Here is a 17,216-nt window from a genome sequence, read left to right as displayed (position 1 = left end):
GGCGGATGGGGGCGGGCTTCAGGCCGGATTGGGCGTCAGGCCGGAGGGGGAAGCGGGGGCCTCGCCGTCCTCCTCCGGGAGGGCCGGGGACGTGAGAGAGCCGCCCTGCAAGACGGTGACGAGGTCTTCCCCGCTCAGCGACTCGCGCAAGACGAGTTCGTCGGTGAGGCGGTGCAGCACGTGCAGGTGCTCGCGCAGCAGCCCCACCGCCCGCTCGTACTGCCCATTGAGGATGCGGGCGACCTCCGCGTCGATGCGCTCGGCGGTATGGTCGCTGTAGACGCCCTGCTGCGGGCCATAGCCCAGGAAGCCGCCGCTCTCCTGCGCGAGCGCGAGCTGCCCCACCTCCGACATGCCCCACTCGGTGACCATGCGTCGGGCGAGACCGGTCGCCTGCTGAAAGTCGTTTGCCGCGCCCGTGGTGACCTCCCCGGTGGCGACCTCCTCGGCAGCGTGCCCGGCAAGCGCCACGCAGATGCGGTCGAGCAGCGCCGCGCGGGTGTGGTGCATCCGGTCTTCCGGCGTGTAGAGAGCCGACCCCAACGACCGTCCCCGCGGCACAATCGTGATTTTGTGGACTTTATCGGCATGGGGCAGGAGTTGAGCGGCGAGGGCATGTCCGACCTCGTGGTAGGCGGTGACCCGGCGGTCGGCCTCCCGCACCACCAGGCTTCGGCGTTCCGGTCCCATCAACACCCGGTCCCGCGCTTCTTCCACGTCCCGCATCACAATCTTCGACCGCCCCGCCCGCGCTGCTCCCAGCGCCGCCTCGTTCAGCAGGTTCTCCAGGTCTGCCCCCACCATCCCCGCGGTCCGCCGCGCCATCACGCCGAGGTCGACCGACGGGTCCAGGGGCTTCTTGCGGGCATGAATGCGCAAAATCATCTCCCGCCCCCGCACGTCGGGGGCGTCCACGACGACCTGACGGTCAAAGCGTCCTGGACGCAGCAGGGCAGCGTCCAGGACATCGGGGCGGTTGGTGGCCGCCAGGATGATGACCTCCTGTCCGGAGGAAAAGCCGTCCATTTCCACCAGGAGCTGATTGAGGGTCTGTTCGCGTTCGTCGTTGCCGCCCTGGAGGTTGACGCCGCGTTTTCGGCCAACGGCGTCGATTTCGTCGATAAAGACGATGCAGGGGGCGGATTTGCGGGCCTGTTCGAAGAGGTCGCGGACGCGGGCGGCACCGACGCCGACGAACATTTCGACGAAGTCGGAGCCGCTGATGGAGAAGTAGGGGACGCGGGCTTCGCCCGCGACGGCTTTGGCGAGGAGGGTTTTGCCGGTGCCGGGGGGGCCGACGAGGAGGACGCCGTGGGGGATGCGGGCACCGAGGAGGTGGTAGCGTTCTGGGTGGCGCAGGAAGTCGACGACTTCCTGGAGGTCCTGCTTGGCTTCGTCGCAGCCCGCGACATCGGCAAAGGTGAGCTTGATTTGCCCCTCTTGCACCACCGCCGCCTTCGACTTCCCAAACGCCCCCGCCGCGTTGCTCCCTCCAGTTCCGCCCCGCAGCGAGCGCCACAGCACGAGCAGAATCAGCCCGGTCAGGATGAGCGGAAGCACCGACCCCACCCAGGCGAAGGGCGAGCCACCCGTCACGACCCGCAGGGGCACGCCCGCCTCGCGCAGCCGCGTCAGGGTGCTCGCCTGGGTCGCGGCGTCGGGGGGAATCACCAGGGCGATGGGGCGCGTCTGGTCTTCCAGATAGACCGAAGCGTCCCCAGTCCCCGCCAGGGTCAGCAGCCGGATGCGCCCGGCTTCGGCGTCCTCGAAGAGGCGATTGAGCGTGTACTGAGCGGGTGGCAAGGCCACACTGGGCCGCGTTTCCTGGGGACCGGCAAAGGGAGCTGCCGTGCGGGCCGCTCCGGCGGGAACGGCGAGGGCAGTGAGCAGCAGCAGCGGCAGCAGCCGCCGGAATGCGGCGCGGGGCGGGCAGGGGCGGCGCATGCCCCATGCTACGGCGCGGCGGGCGGGACACATGGGGCCATTCCTGACCTTCTGGCCCCCCGCTTCTCAGGAGCGCGTCAGCTTGGGGGCTTAGGCTGCCCTCATGCGTCACCTCGCTCTTCTTGGTGCCCTCGCCTTGGGCCTCAGCTCCTGCACCGTGACCGTCGGCAGCAACTTCGGCCTCGCCGGAAGCCGCAGCAACCTGATTGCCGACCTGCGCCCCGACCGCGGCGAGGGGGCGACCTACCGGGTGGGCGATGAGGTCCGCTTCGTGGTGACCACCCGTACGCCAGGCTACCTGACGCTGGTGGCCCTGCAACCGGGCGGCATGGCGAGCGTGCTCGTGCAGGGCGTGCCCGTTCCGGCGGGCACCACGGTCTTTCCCCGTCCGCAAGACGGCGTGACCTACAACGTGGCTCCGCCGCTGGGTGTGCAGCGGGTCCGGGCCATCTTCACGCGGGTGCGCCCCACCACTGAACTCGTCTTGAGTGGGGTGTACGACCAGGGCCGCTGGAACACGGTCACGACGACCTATGTTCAGCCCTACGCCGCCGCTGACCGCGACGTCCAGGAAACTTACCTCTACATTCGCTGAGCAGCCAGCGACCAGAGGCCAGCCGCCCGCGCGCGGCTGGTTTTCGTTACCCTGCCGGCCATGAGCCTGACCTTTGAGGAAGCCCGCCGCCGGGTAGATGCCTACATCTCCCAGTTTGAGGAAGGGTACTTTCCGCCCCTCTTAATGCTGGCCCGCCTTACCGAGGAAACGGGCGAGATTGCCCGTGTGATTGCCCATCAGAGCGGCAAGACGCCCAAGCTCGGCGAGGAGGCGGGCGACCTGGAGATGGAGCTGGCCGACCTCCTCTTCGTGATGCTGTGCATGGCGAACGAGCGAGGAGTGAACCTGGAGCGCGGCTTCACGCGGATGATGGAGAAGGTCGAGACGCGAGACGCTGAGCGCTGGACAAGGAAAGCGGCTCCGGAAAGCTGACGCGGCATGGGCGAACGCCGCTGACCGCCTTACTCGTACCCCAGTTCCCGCAGCGCTTCCTCGTCCTCGCGCCAGCCGGGAATCACGATGACCTCCAGTCCCAGGAACACCTTGCGGTTGAGGAAGACCTCAAGCTGCTTGCGGGCCGCTTGCCCGATTTCGCGCAGTTGCTTGCCCCCGGCCCCAATCACCATTCCTTTGTGAGCGTTTTTCTCGACGATGATTTCGCCTTCGATGCGCTGGAGGCCGTCTTCGCGCTCGGTCCAGCGGTTCACGCGGGTGGCGACGGCATAGGGCAGCTCGTCGCGCAGCTTTTTCATCGCTTCCTCGCGGATGATTTCGGCGGCCCACTGCTCACGGCTTTGGTCGGAAGCCGCGCCGCGCGGAAAGAAGAAGGGGTTTTCGGGCAGGGCGTCCAGAATCTGCTCGCGCAGGGTGGCCACCGCCTCCGGGCTGTTTTGGGCGCTGAGCATGACCTCGGTCGTCTCGCCCGTGCGTTCTTCGAGCAGGGCGCGGTAGAGCTTCATCGCCTCGTCAGGGTATTTGGCGGCGTCGGTCTTGTTGCCAATCAGGAAAAGGGGCTTGGGCAACTCGCGCACCTGCCGGGCCACGAGCTGGTCTTCGTCGGTGGGGGGGTGGCGCAGGTCCACGACCCAGAGAATCGCGTCCACGTCGCTGAGGGCACTGTGGACCTCCTGGTTCATGTACTTGCCCAGCGCGTCTTTGGGCTTGTGCAGGCCCGGTGTGTCCACAAAGACGATTTGATGGGTATCGGTAGAGAAGATGCCGCGCACGCCCCGGCGGGTGGTTTGGGGCCGCGGACTGGTGGGGGCCACCTTGGTATTGAGAAAGGCATTGAGCAGGGTGCTCTTGCCGACGTTGGGTTTGCCCACGATGGCCACAAAGCCCGAATGGGTTTGGGGGCTGGCCGCGTCTGAGGAGGGAAGGTCTGTCATGGGTTGATTGTCGCATGGGGGGCAGGAACGTCTCTGGTCTTCGCCGCGTATAGGGGGACATGAGCGCTCCGACCCGAATACAGGCCACGCTCCAGGATATGTTCGCCCAGAGCACAGCGGTGTTGAGTCGCCCCAGTTCTCAGACCTTTGAACTCTTTGAGCGCCGCGGCGGGGTCCAGCAGGCCTTTGTGTACGTGGGCCTCGCCGCGCTGGTGTCCGCCCTCATCGCGGCGCTGTTCGCCCCCTTCCACGAGGGCGTGACGGTGCTGGGCCAGTTTTTGAGCCGCCTGCTGCTGATTCCGGTGCAGTTCGGGGTCTTTACCGGGGCCGTCTATCTCCTGGGCCGTCAGTTCTTCCGCGGCACCGGGCGCTACGAGGAAGTCGCCTACACCTTCTCGCTGTTTTACGTGCCCCTGAGTATTCTGGGGACCCTGCTCGGCATCATTCCCATCCTGGGCTGGCTGGTCAGCCTGCTCGTCACGGTGGCGCTGGTGGCATTCGGGTACCTCGCCGTGCAGTCGAGCATGAACCTGCGCGACCCCGTGTCGGCGGGCCTGACCCTGTTGCTCGCGGCCCTGCTCAATGGCGTGCTCGTCGGCCTGGTGGTCGCGCCGCTGCTGCTCTCGCCCCTCGGCGGGCGCTGAGGGGGTGCTCTAGACTGCCTCCCATGACCCCAGCGCCCGGTTCCCCCGACGTCATCCTCTCGCCCGACGACCGCGCCCGGCTGGACCCCGTGTTTATGGGGGTCGTCCTCGATGTGCAGGGGCAGGTGCAGCAAACCCAGCCCCAGCGGGAAGGCACGCTGGCCGCGATGTTTCACCGCGAGCAGATGGGGGAGGCCTTGCAGGGCTGCGCGATGCTCATCGCGGGTTGGAACGAAAACCGGGTGGATGGGGCCGGGATAGACCGGGCCGCCCGCGCCCTGCGCGGCCTCCACCTGGCCGAGCTGGCCGAGCGGGTCGAGCGCCTGCGCCAGATTGCTGACGCTTAGAGCAGTGGACGAGGGGCGATGCCCGGCGAGCTGGTCTGGCCGCCCCTCTCCTGCGAAGCTGTACAGGTCACCCCAAGCGCTCGCAAGGCTTCCTCTGCTGCGCCGTTCTTTGCGAGGCTCAAGAGGGGAGAGGGTCAGACCATCAGGCATTCTTTCTGTCTGATGCTTTAACCCTCGTCCTCTCCGCTTTCGGCGGCCAGCAAGCGCTGGGCTTCGCGGTCGGCCTGCGCGACCTCATCGGCGCGGCCCAGCGCGCCCCACTCGTCGACCCCGCCCGTCAGGATGGGCGGCAGGCCCCGCAAGTAGGCGGCCTGCGCGATGAGGTACGCCGAGAGGGGCGTCGTCAGGAACTGAAAGAGCAGCACCGCCGCCAGCCGGGTAAAGGCCGCCGCGTCGCTGAGGGCAAAGGCCACCCCCAGGAAGATGCCCGCTGACCCCAGGGTGACGAGCTTGCTGCTCGCGTGCAGCCGCGAGTACAGGTCGGGAAAGCGCACCACCCCAATCGCCGCTGTGAGCACGAAAAAGGCCCCAAAGAGGATGGGCAGGTCGCGGGCGAGCCGGAAGTCATCCATGCCGCGCTGCCCTCCCGGCGGACGGCGAACGTCGGTCAGCCCGCGGGTTCACTTCATCACCCTTCCCAGCAGCAGGTAACGGGTGAGGGCCACGGTCGAGAGAAATCCCAGCAGGCTGAGGACCAGCGCGGCGTCCAGCATCACGAGGTACCCGGTCCGCACGGCGATGAGGGCGAACAGCACGACCAGATTCACGCTCAGAAAGTCAAAGGCCATGATGCGGTCTCCCCATGAGGGGCCGCGCAGCACGCGGTAGGTCACGAGCAGCACCGAGAGGGTCACGATGCCCAGGGCGAGATTGATAATCATGCGGGGCCTCCGGTGGGGGAAAGGGAGGAAGGAGGGGTTTCCAGCGGCAGCAGGTAGCTTTCTACCCGCACGATGGACGCGCGGGCAGCCTCGGCGTCGGCGGTGCCGATGGCGTGGGCGTAGAGGGTGCGGCGGTCGCGGCTAAGGCCCATGGCGACCGTGCCGGGCATCAGGGTGATGGTAAAAGCGAGCAGTGTGAGCATTCCTTCGCTCCGCAGCCGCAGTGGGACCTCCACGATGAGGGGATTGAGCCGCGGGCGGCTTTGCAAGGCGAGGAGCGCGACCTGCACGTTGGCCACCGTCAGCTCGCGCAGGAAAAACCCCAGCAGCCGGAGCCAGGCGACGCCACGCCGCAGCGACGCCCGCAGGTCGGGCCGCCGCAAGGTTGCCCCCGGACCCACTCCGCCGGGAAACAGCCGCACGATGAGCACCCCTAACCCCAACCCCACTGCGAGGTGGCGCAGGGCGGGGTCGCCCAGCAGCAAGGCCCAGACCACCGCCAGCAGGGAAACCAAGGTCGGGCGGTTCATGGTTCCTCCGGGAGGGTGGGTGGGGGCGGAATCACGACGGGGTCTGTGCCGAGCACACCCCGGATGTACCCTTCTGGCTGGCGAAGTTCGCGTGCCGTCGCCTCGGCCCAACCGAACAGCGGCCCGGCGAAGAGGGTCAGCCCCGCGACCAGCGCGGTCGCGGTGTAGGCGACCCCCCGCAGGCCGAGCGGGACTCGGTATACCGGAAAGGTCAGCAGGTGCCGCCCCCAGAAAAACCCTCGCCACACGCTCAGCATGGCGTACAGCAGCACCAAGCTGGCGAGCAGGGCGCTCACGACGGCAACCAGGGCCAGCGGTGACCCCTGGGCCAGGCCCGCCCGCACGAGCGCGTACTTGGCGACAAAGCCTCCGGTCGGGGGCAACCCCGCCACCGTCAGCGCACAGAGCAGGAAACAGCCCGCCAGCAGCGGCAGGAAATCCAACATGCCCCGCATGCGCACCAGCCGCGACCCGGCGGCCCGCTCCGCGACGGCGGCGATGGCAAAGAGCGCTGCCGTCACGAGCACGCTGACCGCGAGGTACGCCACGCTGGCCCGCAAGGCTTCGGGGGTGCCCAGCCCCAGCCCAAAGGCGAGGTAGCCCACCGAGCTGATGACCGTAAAAGACAGGATACGCCGCCACTCGCGCTGGCTGACGGCGCCGAAGGCCCCGAAGAGCATCGTCACGGCGCCCAGCCCCAGCAGCAGCGTGTTTGGCAGGGCGGGGTCTTGGGGAAAGACGGTCGTGAACACCCGCATCAGGGCGTAGATGCCTACTTTGGTGAGGACCGCCGCGAAAAAAGCTCCGGCGGCAGGCGGCAGCGCCGGATAGGTGCCCGGCAGCCAGAAGCCCAGCGGAAAGAGCGCTCCCTTGGCCGCGAACACGACCAGCAGCAGCACGCCTACCGCCGTCACCGTGGTGTTCGGCCCCAGCTCTGCCGAACGCTGCGCGAGATGCGCGAAGTTCAGGGTGCCCAGCACCCCGTAGGCCAGCCCGCAGGTGACCACCAACAGGGCCGAGGCGACCAGGTTCATGACGATGTAGCGGAAGCCTTCGCGCAGTTGCTCGCGAGTAGACCCCAGCACCGCGAGCGCGTAGGAGGCGACCAGCATCACCTCAAAGGCCACGAACAGGTTAAAGAGGTCGCCCGTCAGGAACGACATCTGCACCCCGGTAAAGAGGAAAAACAGCAGCGCAAAGAAGTGGTGTTTTTCCCGCACTGGGTCGGGGTCGGCGGCGGCTTGCCAGACCGCCAGCAGGCCGCTGAGGGCCGCGAGCAGGCTCATCCACGCCGCGAGGCGGTCGGCGACCATCACGATGCCAAAGGGTGCGGGCCACCCGCCCAGGCTGCTGCTCAGGACCGTGCCCCCGGCGGTGGCCGCGACCAGTCCGGCAGCGAACAGCAGGGTCAGCAGCGCCCCGGCGAACGCCAGGCCGACCCGCACGGGCCTGCGCCAGGGATACAGCAGCAGCAGGCCGAGGCCCATGGGCGTGAGGATGGGGGCCAGCGGCAGCCACGCGAGGTCCGCTGGGGTCATGGGCGCCCTCCGGTGGGGGCGGGGTCGGCCTCCTCGTCTTCGACGTCGGGGCGGTCGGGACTCTGGTGCTCCGGGTCGGCGAAGGAGCCGTCTTGGGCGTCCGGGTCGCGGGCGAGATTGTCGCCAAAGGCCGCCACGTCATCGTGTCCAGCGACCTGATAGGCCCGCAGCGCCACCGTGAGCAGCAGGGCGGTCGTCGCAAAGCCAATCACGATGGCCGTCAGGATGAGGGCCTGCGGCAAGGGGTCGGTGTAGGGACCGGGCAGCGTCAGGAGCGGCGGCGACACGTCGCGCAGGCCTGCTACCGTCAGGATGGCCAGGTTGGCAGCATAGGCGATAAAGCTCAGCCCCAGCACCACCCGCACGATGACCCGCGACAGCAGCAAAAAGACGCCTGCCGCCACCAGCAAGCCGATAATCAGGGCAAAGAGGGGTTCCATTCAGGGGGCCTCCGGGGAACGGGTTTCCAGCGGCCAGGACCCAGCGGCCAGCTGGACAGAGCCGTAGGTGTTGCGGAAAGCACGGCAAGAAAGCGGTGGAAGGAGCCGGAAAGCCTGGGCCACGCCGCCCCCTGGCGGCTGGGGGCTGGCCACTGGTCGCTGCCGCTTCATTCGTCCCCCTCCACCGTCTCCTGCGGCTCCACGTCGGTCAGGGCGTAGGCGATGGTGAGGCTGCCCCCCACCACGATGAGAAAGACACCCAGGTCGAAGAGCAGGGCGGTCGCCCACTCAAACTCGCCCGTAATCGCCGTGGTGATGTAGCCGTAGTCACTCTTGAGAAAGGGCTTGCCCAGCAGGTAGGGCACCAGCCCGGTGGTGAAGGAGAGCGCCAGCCCCCAGGGAATCAGCCGCACCGGGTCGGTGCGCAGGGCAGAAGAGCCGTAGGCGATGCGGTGCAGCAAAAGCGCACTCGCGGTCATCAGCCCGGCGATAAAGCCCCCGCCCGGCGCGTTGTGCCCTCGCCACAGCAGCAGGAAAGCAAAGAGGAGCACCAGCGCGAACACGGCCCGGCTCGTCGAGCGCAAGATGGGGTCGCCCGTCAGGGGCGCGGGAGCCGGACCCTGGGGGTCACGCGGGCGGGGAGTCATGGCCGCCTCCGGGCGGCGAGGTCTGCCGCGAGTTCTGCCGCGTCGTCGGGGGCGCGGCGGGGGCGGCCCGGCTTGCCCAACCGCACCAGGCTCAGGACCGCGAGGGCGACCATGCCCACCACCAGCACCTCACCCAGGGTATCGAAGCCGCGGAAATCCACCAAAATCACGTTCACCACGTTCTTGCCGCCGCCCCCCTTGTAGCTGTATTCGAGGTAGTAGGGCGAGATGGGCGGGGCCTGAAAGCGCAGGCTGGCGAGCACCAGCAGGGTGGCCCCCACCCCCGCCAGCCCCGCGACGAGCACGTCAAAGGCGTAGCGCCCCCGCGTGCGCGGGAGGTCGCGCACCCCCGGCAGGTAGCGGAAGGCGAGCAAGAAGAGAATCACCGTGACCGCTTCGACGAGCAGTTGCGTGAGCGCGAGGTCGGGGGCGCGGAAGGCCAGGAACGCCGCCGCGCTGCCAAAGCCCGTCAGCCCGGTCACGATGACGGCAGTGAGGCGGCCCCGCGAGAGCAGCACCCCTACCGCCCCGGCCACCAGCAGCGCGGCGACCGGCAGGACCCCCAGCGGCGGGGTGCCGATGGGCGGAAAAACCTGCGGTGCCCGCCACACCGCGTAGCCCGCCATCAGGGCGGCGGCAGCGAGCATGATGCGCAGTTGGTCGGGCAGCGGCAAGCCCTGGGTGCGGGCAATCAGCCACGAGGAAAAGACATTCACCGTTTGGGTGAGGGCGTAATAGACCGTGTTGGCATTCACGCGGGGGGTCAGCCGCCGCCCCAGCGCCTCCACCGTCGCCGCACGCCAGACCAGCGCCGCCCCGATAAGCCAGGTCAGCACCGTCGCCAGCAGCGCGGGCGTGACTCCGTGCCACAGCTTGAGGTAACCGCCGTAATCCGCGAAGTTCAGCGCCGCGCTCGCCGTACGGGTGAGCGTCTCGGCGGTGCCGGGCAACAGCCCAAAGGCCAGCGCGGTGAGCGCGAGGCCTGCCGCGGGCACGGTCAGGCCGAGCGGGGCCTCGTGCGGCGTGGCCCCAGCGGGGGCGCGGGGGCTGCCCCAAAAGACCCGCATGAGCCGGAACGAATACGCGAAGGTCAGCGCACTGCCCGCGACCGCTACCGCCAGGAAGAGTGGCCCCTGGTGCAGCATGGTTTCGTAAAACAGCTCCTTGGAGATAAAGCCGCCGAGGGGCGGCAGCCCCGCCATGCTGAGCGAGGCGAGCAGGGCGACCGCGAAGGTGACGGGGAGCGCCCGGCGCAGCCCCCCCAGCAGCGGAATCTCCCGCGTACCCGTCTCGTGGTCGATGATGCCCACCACGAAAAAGAGGGCCGCCTTAAAGGCCGCGTGATTGAGCAGATGCACGGTCGCGGCAAAGCGGCCCTCGGCGTCGGCCAACCCGTAGAGGCTCATCAGGAGGCCGAGCTGCGACACGGTGGAATAGGCCAGCAGTGCTTTGAGGTCAGTTTGCCGCAGCGCCAGCCACGACCCCCACACCAGCGTGGCCAGGCCCACCGGCACGATGATACCGGACCACAGCGCCGAGGAGCCAAACAGCAGCCCGAACTTGGCAACCAGGACCACCCCTGCTTTCACCATCGTCGCGGAGTGCAAGAAGGCCGACACCGGGGTCGGGGCCTCCATCGCGGTCGGAAGCCAGAGGTGAAAGGGCAGTTGCGCCGACTTGGTAAAGGCCGCCAGCAGCGTGAGCAGCAGCGCTGGGGCGAAGTATGCCGACTCGCGCAGCGCCGCCACGTCCAGCGCCGAGAGCGAGGTGCTGCCGCCGCCCAAGGCAATCAGCGCGACGGCGGCCAAGAGAGCTAAGCCCCCCAGCGCGCTGACCAAAAAGGCCTTGACCGCCCCGTCCCGCGCCGCCGAGCGCGTGTGCCACAGCCCGATGAGGAGGAAGCTCGTCACGCTGGTCATCTCCCAGAAGCCAAACAGCGCGACGAGATTGTCGGTGAGCACCAGCCCCAGCATCGAGCCGCCGAAGAGCAGCAGGTAGCTGTAAAAACGCCCGAAGCGTTCTCGGTCCGAGAGGTAAGCGACCGAATACAGGCTCGCCAGCGTGCCGATGACGCCAATCAGGACGGCGAACAGCAGCGAGAAGCCGTCTCCCCGAAAGGCGAGGTCGAGGTCCAGCGTGGGCACCCAGCGGGTGACCTCCAGCGCGGGGGTCGCCCCCGGCATCCGCAGCAGGTCAGGAATCAAAAGCAGGGCGGGCAAGAAGGCCGCCGCCGCGACGTACCCGGTGCGGCGGCCCAGCCGCGGCCCCAGCCACGCGGCGAGCGCGGCCATCAGAAACGGGAAAAAGACCGCGAGCGTCATGGACCGCCCGCGCCGGGAAGAGAACACGGTATGGACATGGACACCTCCGGAAAGCCTGGAGCGCCGCGCCGCCCCACCTGGGGCACCGGGGCCGGGCGGTCGCCCCCTGTGGACAAGAGGAAAAGGGGCTGGAGCCGTCCCCCTCCGGCTCCACTGGTCCTCGGACCCGCGTGCCCTGGCGAGTAGCCTCCCGCGCGGGCTTGCGTCCGACCGGAGGCCAGTGTACCGGACGAACTGGGTCAGGCTGGAGCGGGGGCGGGCTGCGCCCCCGCCCAATCCTCTAGACCGCCCGGCTCCGTTCTCACCTGTCCGCCGTACACTGACCGCATGTCGCCCCGCGCCGCGTTCTTCTATTGGCCCCGGTTCCTCCGGGCCTGAACGCCGCGCTGCACTGGCAGCCCCCCCAGCCCCCCGGAGGAGTCCCACCCCTCCGGGCCTTTTTTCATTGCTTCATTGGTACCCCGAAAGGACCACCATGCCTCAGCCTGCCCCTCCCCTCCACCCTACCCGCACCGAAAACCTCAACGTCACGGCCTTTACGCCGCTCGTCACCCCCCGCGACCTCAAGGTCGAGCTGCCCCTGACGCCCGCCGCCGAGGCGACCGTGCTCGCCGGGCGGCAAGCCGCGCAGGACATCCTCGCGGGGCGGGACGAGCGCCTGCTCGCGGTGGTGGGGCCGTGCTCGGTCCACGACTTCGGGGAGGCGCTGGCCTACGCAGAGCGCCTCGCTGCTCTGCGGGCACGGGTGGCGGGGCGGCTGGAAGTGCAGATGCGCGTCTACGTCGATAAGCCCCGCACGACGGTGGGCTGGCGCGGCTTTCTCATCGACCCCGACATGACGGGCGCGAACGACATGAACGCCGGGCTGCGCCGCACCCGCGAGCTGATGCTGCGCGTCTCCGAACTCGGCCTGCCGGTCGCCACCGAGCTGCTTGACCCCTTTGCGCCGCAGTACCTCTTCGACGCGGTGGCGTGGGCCTGTCTGGGGGCGCGCACCGCCGAGTCGCAGACCCACCGGGTGATGGCGAGTGCGGTCAGCGCCCCGATGGGCTTCAAGAACGGCACGGGCGGCGGCCTCAAGCTCGCCGTAGACGCCATCCTCGCGGCCCGGCACCCCCACGCCTTTTTCACAGTGGACGACGATGGCCGCGCCTGCGTGGTCCACACGCGGGGCAACCCGCACGGGCACGTCATCCTGCGCGGGGGCCGGGCCGGGCCGAACTACGCCGCCCCCTTCGTCGCGGAGGCCGCCGCGCTGATGGAAGCCGCGGGCCTGACCCCCGCCGTCATGGTGGACTGTTCGCACGCCAACAGCGGCTCGGACCACACCCGGCAGGCGGCGGTGTGGCGGGACGTGCTCGCGCAGCGCCTCGCGGGTCAGGGAGCCATCCGGGGCTTGATGCTGGAATCCAACCTGCGCCCCGGCAAGCAGGCCATCCCCGCCGACCTCTCGCAGCTTCAGCCCGGCGTGAGCGTCACCGACGCCTGCGTGGGCTGGGAGGAAACCGAGGCGCTTTTGTTGGAGGCGCACGCGGCGCTGGGGGCTTAGGGACGGGGCATGGTCAGAACCGGGCGGGGAAGGCCAGCGGCGTCTTTCACCCAGGTTTTGGTTTCCAGGTAGATGTTGCCGGACGTGCCGGGCGGAACCCCGTGTCCAGTGTGCAGGGCGTGGTCGGCGGGCATCACGGCGTATAGGACGGCGTGGCGGCTCAGCGAAGGCTGGGTGACGACGGAAGTGTTTTTCTCCCGCCCTTTCTCCCCGTAGCCTACCCCGTAAGCGGCCACCACGGTCCAGCGGTTCAGGGGCAAGGGCGTGCGCTCCTGCGCCACCGGCTGCCAGCCTGCGCTCCAGCCCCAGAGCTGGCTGGTAGGCGGGAGCTTGACTCCCGTGCAGACGCTGCCCAGGCCCCAGGGACTGATCGGCAGCGTCCCGACATACAGCCGGACCTGCGGCGCGGCACCTTCACAGTTGGGCGTGGCCGCTTCCCAGGCTGCGCCGCCCAGCAGCACGCGAGAGATGACCCGCCGATTCGCCGGGATAGACGCCTGCCCCTGCTCTGTGCTGAGCTGAAGATTCGAGAGATTCAGCCAGGCGGCACCCTCGTCGTCACGGGGGACCAGCGCGGTATACAGCCAGGTGGTCCGGGAGGGAACCGAGAGTTGCCCGGCCAGGTAGTCACCGCGCGGTGCGGCGGAATCCTCGAACAACGCCGCCAGGTCCGCCGTCTCCAGCTCGCTGTCCCAGCGCCACGTCGCCTGTCCCCACATCGGCAGCGGCACGTTCTGCCATACCCACCAGCCTCCTCCCCCCAGCACCAGCACGGCCAGGACGGCCCAGGCCACCCGGTTGGTGAAGACGTGCCCCAGCAGTTGGCGGTTGGTCACGCCCACGTCGCCCATGCCTTTCACGGCAAGGTGTTCGGCTTCCTCGCGCGAAAAGCCCTCGGCTTCCAGCCGGGCGGCGCGGTCCATCAGGTGGGTGCGGAGTTCGGCGGCGGCTTCCAGGCGCTCCTGCCGGGGCAGGCCCAGCGTGGCGCGGTGGACGTAGCGGGAGAAGGTGCGGCTCATGCCAACGCCCCCCGGCGCAGCAGCAGGGCGTTGACGGCCACCTGAAGCCGTTCCCACTCGGTCCGCCGCCGCGCAAGTTCCTGGCCCCCCGCGTCGGTCAGGCGGTAGACCTTGCGCGGACTGCCGCCCCCCGGCGTGGGGTGCCACTCGCCCTCGATCAGCCCGGCCCGGCTCAGCCGCAGCAGCGCGGGGTAGAGGCTCCCCTCCGAGAGTTCGAAGAGGCCCCCGCTGCGGGTGCCGATGTGGTCGGCCAGTTCCAGCCCGTAGCGCGGCTGCTCGTGCAGGGACGACAGGATGACCAGATCGACGGTGCCGGATTTCAGGGGCGTCATGGATGAACCTCCAGGGGAAAGGCTTGCCTCGCAAGGCTTGTGCTACCCAGCTTGAGGGGTCCTGGCCCCGGCGTCAACCCATTTCCTTCATGCCCACGGTTGCCCGGTGGGCCAACCCTCAGACTGTCCCCATGCGGTTGGTTGTGATGGGCGTGGCGGGCAGTGGCAAGACGACTCTGGGGCGCGAGCTGAGCGCCCGCACAGGCTGGCCCTTTCTGGACGGCGACGACTTCCACACGCCGGACGCCCGCCGCCGAATGGCACGGGGCGAGGCGCTGACGGACGCGGACCGCTGGCCCTGGCTGGAGCGGCTGCGAGCGGAACTGGGAGCGCGGGAGAGCGTGGTGCTGGCCTGCTCGGCGCTGCGGCGGGTCTACCGGGACGCCCTGCGGGGACCGGGGGTGCGCTTCCTGTTCCTGCGGGTGCCGGAGGCTTCGCTGCGCGAGCGGCTGGCGGCCCGCGCCGGGCACTACGCGGGGCCGGACCTGTTGCCCTCGCAACTCGCCACGCTGGAACTGCCGGGCCGGGACGAGCCAGACGTGCTGACCCTCGACGTGGCGGCTGCCGACCTCCCCACCGCTCTCGCCGCCCGCGCTCTAACCGCGCTGGAGGTGGCCCATGCCTGAGCGGGCCAAGGGCTTTGGCGGGGGCCGCAAGCCCTCCGAGCGGCCCAGCAAGGTCTGCGCGGTGTGCGGGCTGCCCTTCACCTGGCGCAAGAAGTGGGAGCGCGACTGGGAGCAGGTCAAATATTGCTCGGACCGCTGCCGGGCGGCGGCGAAACGGGGGGCCTCGTGAGCACCCCCGCCTACGGCCTGGTGTGCATGACGGTCGGCCCGGAGGTGCGCTTCCGAACGGTCACCCGGACGAACTACCAAAAGCTCTCGCCCGCCGAGCGAGAAGCCAAGCTCCTCGACCTGTACGCCGACAACATCCGCCGGGTGCGGGGGGCCGCCGAGTTTTGCGCGGCGCGGGGCATTCGGCTCTACCGCCTGAGTTCCAGCCTCTTTCCGATGTTCGACCTGGAGGGCGACGACACCGGGCGGGCGGTGCTGGACCACCTCGCCGGGCAGATGCGGGAGGCGGGGGAGGCCTTGACGAACGCCGGAATCCGCGTGCTGATGCACCCCGAACAGTTCATCGTGCTGAACTCTGACCGCCCGGAGGTCCGCGCCGCCAGCGTGCGGGCGCTGGCCGCTCACGCCGACACGCTCGACCGCTTCGGCTTTCCGCGCTCGACCTGGAACCTGCTGCTGCTGCACGGTGGCAAGGGGGGGCGGGGGGCCGAACTCGCCGCGGTCATCCCCGACCTGCCCGACGCGGCCCGCTTGCGCCTGGGCCTGGAAAACGACGAACGCGCCTACGGCCCGCAGGACCTCTTGCCCGTCTGCGAGGGAACGGGCGTGCCCCTCGTGTTCGATGCCCACCATCACGTCATCCGCGAAGGCCTGCCCAGCCAGGAGCATCCCAGCGTGCGCGAGTGGGTCTTGAAGGCACGCGCCACCTGGCGGCCCCCGGCGTGGCAGGTCGTCCATCTCTCCAACGGCCTGGGCAGCCCCCAAGACCGCCGCCACAGCCACCTGATTACGGACTTCCCCAGCGCCTACCGCGACGTGCCCTGGATTGAGGTAGAGGCCAAGGGCAAGGAAGAGGCACTCGCGGCACTGATGTCGGCTCAGGCCGCGGGGGTGCGGGCCGCCGAAGGGGGGCCGCTTTCCCCGCCGGACGCGCTACCCTGCGACTCGTGAACGTCGTCGTCTTCGACCTAGAAACGACCGGGCTATCGCCCCAACGCGACGCCATCGTCGAAATCGGGGCCATGCGGGTTCGGGATGGCCGCGTCGTGGAGGACGAGCGCTTCGAGACGCTGGTGCGCCCGCTGAGTGGCGACGGTCACCCCCTGCGGATTCCCTGGCGGGCGCAGCAGGTCCACGGCATCAGCGACGCGATGGTGCGGGACGCCCCGGACCTTGGCGACGTGTTGCCCCAGTTTCTCGACTTCGTGGGTGACTCAGTGGTCGTCGCGCACAACATCAGCTTTGACACGAGCTTTCTGCGGGCGGCGACGGGGCGCTACGGCCTGCGCTGGGCACCCCCGGCCCAGCACTGCACCCTGCAACTCTCGCGCCAAGCGTTTCCCGCAGAGCGCTCGCACCGCCTCGACCTCCTCGCCGAGCGGCTGGGCCTCAGCTTCGCTCCCGGTGGGCGGCACCGCTCTTTGGGCGACGTGCGCGTGACCGCCGAGGCGTACCTGCGCCTGCTGGAGCGGCTGCGGGTGGGGGTCTAGCCGGACCTTATTGGTTCCGGCCTAAGTTTGGGACGTGCAGTAGGCGTGAGTGAGACGCTGTGGAAGGTGAACAGAGCGAACCCGTTGCCACGCGGCGTTTAGCCTCCCCTTCAGCTCAGCGAGGTCCTTGGGGCAGAAGTTGCCCAGGACTGACCCTTTGACGTAGGCCCACACCCGCTCGATGGGGTTGAGCTCAGGCGCGTAGGGCGGGAGATACTTGACGGTGAGACGAGGCTGCTGCTCGACGAAGGCCCTCAGGGCCTTCGTTTTGTGGATGCGAGCGTTGTCCATCACGACGACGATCTCGCCTTGGGCGTGCCGGAGAAGATGGTGGAAGAAGGACACCACCTGGGCGCCCCGAATGGCTCCCGAGCGCGTGTGTTGCAGGAACTGGCCGCTCGTGGTGATGGCGCCGATGGTGGAAAGCTTGTCCCAGCTGGCTTTGGCCGTGATGATCGGTGTGTGTCCTCGGACCGCCCAGGTGCGGGTGACCGTCGGTTTCAGGCTGAAGCCACTTTCATCGAGGAAGACCAGGGTCGCGCCCTGCTCGACCTTTTTTTTCCAACCTGGGGAGCGTCTGCTCGACCCAGGTCTGGATGGCTTGTTCATCCCGCTCCACAGCACGCTGTTCTGGTTTTTGAGGGCTGAACCCGAGCTGGTGAAGCAACTTCCTGACGTGATCGGCGTGGTACCACACGTCGAAGCACGCTCCGATCACCTCCCGCACGCGGGAGGTTGTCCAGCGCGCATCGGGGTAGCCTGCCGCCAGCGGTCCTGCACGCAGCAGCTCCCCCAG

20 protein-coding genes and 1 pseudogene are annotated in these 17,216 nt (G+C 69.0%); 9 read left to right on the top strand and 12 right to left on the bottom strand.

Annotated elements, in window-relative coordinates:
• Positions 1-18: 18 nt before the first annotated feature.
• A complete protein-coding gene (ftsH, locus tag H565_RS0103675; RefSeq protein WP_027459849.1) occupies positions 19-1,944 on the bottom strand; it encodes an ATP-dependent zinc metalloprotease FtsH in 1,926 nt (641 codons plus the stop codon).
• A gap of 103 nt (positions 1,945-2,047) precedes the next feature.
• Here ftsH and H565_RS0103670 point away from each other — a divergent pair, with 103 nt between their 5' ends.
• Entirely contained in the window at positions 2,048-2,539 is a 492-nt protein-coding gene (locus H565_RS0103670) for a DUF4384 domain-containing protein (protein WP_027459848.1), read from the top strand.
• Between the two features lie 60 nt (positions 2,540-2,599).
• Entirely contained in the window at positions 2,600-2,932 is a 333-nt protein-coding gene (locus H565_RS0103665) for a nucleotide pyrophosphohydrolase (protein WP_027459847.1), read from the top strand.
• A 29-nt stretch (positions 2,933-2,961) separates the two neighbouring features.
• On the opposite strand, the gene era is transcribed toward H565_RS0103665, so the two are convergent.
• The gene (gene era, locus H565_RS0103660) at positions 2,962-3,888 is read right to left on the bottom strand and encodes a GTPase Era (protein ID WP_027459846.1); all 927 of its coding nucleotides are present in this window, start codon (positions 3,886-3,888) and stop codon (positions 2,962-2,964) included.
• A 59-nt stretch (positions 3,889-3,947) separates the two neighbouring features.
• Between era and H565_RS0103655 the strand changes: the two genes are divergently transcribed.
• Both H565_RS0103655 and H565_RS0103650 read left to right on the top strand, forming a co-directional pair.
• Positions 3,948-4,532, top strand: coding sequence for a YIP1 family protein (locus H565_RS0103655; protein ID WP_027459845.1), 585 nt, complete (start codon positions 3,948-3,950; stop codon positions 4,530-4,532).
• A gap of 23 nt (positions 4,533-4,555) precedes the next feature.
• Positions 4,556-4,879, top strand: a complete 324-nt coding sequence (locus H565_RS0103650; RefSeq protein WP_027459844.1) for a hypothetical protein — start codon at positions 4,556-4,558, stop codon at positions 4,877-4,879.
• 167 nt (positions 4,880-5,046) lie between these two features.
• Here H565_RS0103650 and mnhG read toward each other — a convergent pair whose 3' ends face one another.
• From mnhG to mbhE, 7 genes are all read right to left on the bottom strand, one after another.
• Positions 5,047-5,451: a monovalent cation/H(+) antiporter subunit G gene (gene mnhG, locus H565_RS0103645; protein ID WP_027459843.1), complete on the bottom strand. Its 405-nt coding sequence runs from the start codon at positions 5,449-5,451 to the stop codon at positions 5,047-5,049.
• Positions 5,452-5,499: 48 nt separating this feature from the next.
• Positions 5,500-5,760 (bottom strand): MrpF/PhaF family protein, encoded by a 261-nt coding sequence (locus H565_RS0103640; RefSeq protein WP_027459842.1) that lies wholly within the window; start codon positions 5,758-5,760, stop codon positions 5,500-5,502.
• Positions 5,757-6,290, bottom strand: coding sequence for a Na+/H+ antiporter subunit E (locus H565_RS14225; RefSeq protein WP_034408253.1), 534 nt, complete (start codon positions 6,288-6,290; stop codon positions 5,757-5,759). Before H565_RS14225 ends, H565_RS0103640 begins: the two co-directional genes overlap by 4 nt.
• The gene (locus tag H565_RS0103630; protein WP_027459841.1) at positions 6,287-7,828 is read right to left on the bottom strand and encodes a proton-conducting transporter transmembrane domain-containing protein; all 1,542 of its coding nucleotides are present in this window, start codon (positions 7,826-7,828) and stop codon (positions 6,287-6,289) included. The genes H565_RS14225 and H565_RS0103630 overlap by 4 nt, the downstream gene beginning before the upstream one ends.
• Positions 7,825-8,268, bottom strand: coding sequence for a sodium:proton antiporter (locus H565_RS0103625; RefSeq protein WP_027459840.1), 444 nt, complete (start codon positions 8,266-8,268; stop codon positions 7,825-7,827). Before H565_RS0103625 ends, H565_RS0103630 begins: the two co-directional genes overlap by 4 nt.
• A gap of 167 nt (positions 8,269-8,435) precedes the next feature.
• Positions 8,436-8,915 (bottom strand): Na(+)/H(+) antiporter subunit B, encoded by a 480-nt coding sequence (locus H565_RS0103620; protein ID WP_027459839.1) that lies wholly within the window; start codon positions 8,913-8,915, stop codon positions 8,436-8,438.
• Positions 8,912-11,236 (bottom strand): hydrogen gas-evolving membrane-bound hydrogenase subunit E, encoded by a 2,325-nt coding sequence (gene mbhE / locus H565_RS14220; RefSeq protein ID WP_034408250.1) that lies wholly within the window; start codon positions 11,234-11,236, stop codon positions 8,912-8,914. The genes H565_RS0103620 and mbhE overlap by 4 nt, the downstream gene beginning before the upstream one ends.
• 475 nt (positions 11,237-11,711) lie before the next feature.
• Here mbhE and H565_RS0103610 point away from each other — a divergent pair, with 475 nt between their 5' ends.
• Positions 11,712-12,785 (top strand): 3-deoxy-7-phosphoheptulonate synthase, encoded by a 1,074-nt coding sequence (locus H565_RS0103610; protein WP_027459838.1) that lies wholly within the window; start codon positions 11,712-11,714, stop codon positions 12,783-12,785.
• Here H565_RS0103610 and H565_RS16570 read toward each other — a convergent pair.
• On the bottom strand, positions 12,782-13,804 hold the full coding sequence (locus H565_RS16570) for a permease prefix domain 1-containing protein (protein ID WP_027459837.1): 1,023 nt from the start codon (positions 13,802-13,804) through the stop codon (positions 12,782-12,784). The two genes, H565_RS0103610 and H565_RS16570, sit on opposite strands and share 4 nt — an antisense overlap.
• On the bottom strand, positions 13,801-14,136 hold the full coding sequence (locus H565_RS0103600; protein WP_027459836.1) for a PadR family transcriptional regulator: 336 nt from the start codon (positions 14,134-14,136) through the stop codon (positions 13,801-13,803). Before H565_RS0103600 ends, H565_RS16570 begins: the two co-directional genes overlap by 4 nt.
• Before the next feature lie 131 nt (positions 14,137-14,267).
• Between H565_RS0103600 and H565_RS0103595 the strand changes: the two genes are divergently transcribed.
• From H565_RS0103595 to H565_RS0103585, 4 genes are read left to right on the top strand one after another with little or no spacing between them, the layout of a single operon-like run.
• Positions 14,268-14,762 carry a gluconokinase gene (locus H565_RS0103595; protein WP_027459835.1) on the top strand — a complete coding sequence of 165 codons (495 nt, stop codon included), beginning with the start codon at positions 14,268-14,270 and terminating at the stop codon, positions 14,760-14,762.
• On the top strand, positions 14,755-14,931 hold the full coding sequence (locus H565_RS17020; RefSeq protein ID WP_425387382.1) for a DUF2256 domain-containing protein: 177 nt from the start codon (positions 14,755-14,757) through the stop codon (positions 14,929-14,931). The genes H565_RS0103595 and H565_RS17020 overlap by 8 nt, the downstream gene beginning before the upstream one ends.
• A complete protein-coding gene (uvsE, locus tag H565_RS14215) occupies positions 14,928-15,881 on the top strand; it encodes a UV DNA damage repair endonuclease UvsE (RefSeq protein WP_425387381.1) in 954 nt (317 codons plus the stop codon). The genes H565_RS17020 and uvsE overlap by 4 nt, the downstream gene beginning before the upstream one ends.
• Positions 15,878-16,420, top strand: coding sequence for a 3'-5' exonuclease (locus H565_RS0103585; protein ID WP_027459834.1), 543 nt, complete (start codon positions 15,878-15,880; stop codon positions 16,418-16,420). The genes uvsE and H565_RS0103585 overlap by 4 nt, the downstream gene beginning before the upstream one ends.
• Before the next feature lie 21 nt (positions 16,421-16,441).
• Here H565_RS0103585 and H565_RS16680 read toward each other — a convergent pair.
• A pseudogene (locus H565_RS16680) lies at positions 16,442-17,216 on the bottom strand (IS630 family transposase); the annotation flags it as partial.

This window comes from Deinococcus murrayi DSM 11303 (genome assembly GCF_000482805.1).
GTDB classification, from domain to species: Bacteria; Deinococcota; Deinococci; order Deinococcales; family Deinococcaceae; genus Deinococcus; species Deinococcus murrayi.
This window is presented reverse-complemented; position numbering and strand designations above follow the sequence as displayed.

What these genes read in the sequence shown, in the direction of transcription:
- ftsH (WP_027459849.1), bottom strand. Translation starts at nt 1,944, where the DNA reads ATGCGCCGCCCCTGCCCGCCCCGCGCCGCATTCCGGCGGCTGCTGCCG.
- H565_RS0103670 (WP_027459848.1), top strand. Translation starts at nt 2,048, where the DNA reads ATGCGTCACCTCGCTCTTCTTGGTGCCCTCGCCTTGGGCCTCAGCTCC.
- H565_RS0103665 (WP_027459847.1), top strand. Translation starts at nt 2,600, where the DNA reads ATGAGCCTGACCTTTGAGGAAGCCCGCCGCCGGGTAGATGCCTACATC.
- era (WP_027459846.1), bottom strand. Translation starts at nt 3,888, where the DNA reads ATGACAGACCTTCCCTCCTCAGACGCGGCCAGCCCCCAAACCCATTCG.
- H565_RS0103655 (WP_027459845.1), top strand. Translation starts at nt 3,948, where the DNA reads ATGAGCGCTCCGACCCGAATACAGGCCACGCTCCAGGATATGTTCGCC.
- H565_RS0103650 (WP_027459844.1), top strand. Translation starts at nt 4,556, where the DNA reads ATGACCCCAGCGCCCGGTTCCCCCGACGTCATCCTCTCGCCCGACGAC.
- mnhG (WP_027459843.1), bottom strand. Translation starts at nt 5,451, where the DNA reads ATGGATGACTTCCGGCTCGCCCGCGACCTGCCCATCCTCTTTGGGGCC.
- H565_RS0103640 (WP_027459842.1), bottom strand. Translation starts at nt 5,760, where the DNA reads ATGATTATCAATCTCGCCCTGGGCATCGTGACCCTCTCGGTGCTGCTC.
- H565_RS14225 (WP_034408253.1), bottom strand. Translation starts at nt 6,290, where the DNA reads ATGAACCGCCCGACCTTGGTTTCCCTGCTGGCGGTGGTCTGGGCCTTG.
- H565_RS0103630 (WP_027459841.1), bottom strand. Translation starts at nt 7,828, where the DNA reads ATGACCCCAGCGGACCTCGCGTGGCTGCCGCTGGCCCCCATCCTCACG.
- H565_RS0103625 (WP_027459840.1), bottom strand. Translation starts at nt 8,268, where the DNA reads ATGGAACCCCTCTTTGCCCTGATTATCGGCTTGCTGGTGGCGGCAGGC.
- H565_RS0103620 (WP_027459839.1), bottom strand. Translation starts at nt 8,915, where the DNA reads ATGACTCCCCGCCCGCGTGACCCCCAGGGTCCGGCTCCCGCGCCCCTG.
- mbhE (WP_034408250.1), bottom strand. Translation starts at nt 11,236, where the DNA reads ATGACGCTCGCGGTCTTTTTCCCGTTTCTGATGGCCGCGCTCGCCGCG.
- H565_RS0103610 (WP_027459838.1), top strand. Translation starts at nt 11,712, where the DNA reads ATGCCTCAGCCTGCCCCTCCCCTCCACCCTACCCGCACCGAAAACCTC.
- H565_RS16570 (WP_027459837.1), bottom strand. Translation starts at nt 13,804, where the DNA reads ATGAGCCGCACCTTCTCCCGCTACGTCCACCGCGCCACGCTGGGCCTG.
- H565_RS0103600 (WP_027459836.1), bottom strand. Translation starts at nt 14,136, where the DNA reads ATGACGCCCCTGAAATCCGGCACCGTCGATCTGGTCATCCTGTCGTCC.
- H565_RS0103595 (WP_027459835.1), top strand. Translation starts at nt 14,268, where the DNA reads ATGCGGTTGGTTGTGATGGGCGTGGCGGGCAGTGGCAAGACGACTCTG.
- H565_RS17020 (WP_425387382.1), top strand. Translation starts at nt 14,755, where the DNA reads ATGCCTGAGCGGGCCAAGGGCTTTGGCGGGGGCCGCAAGCCCTCCGAG.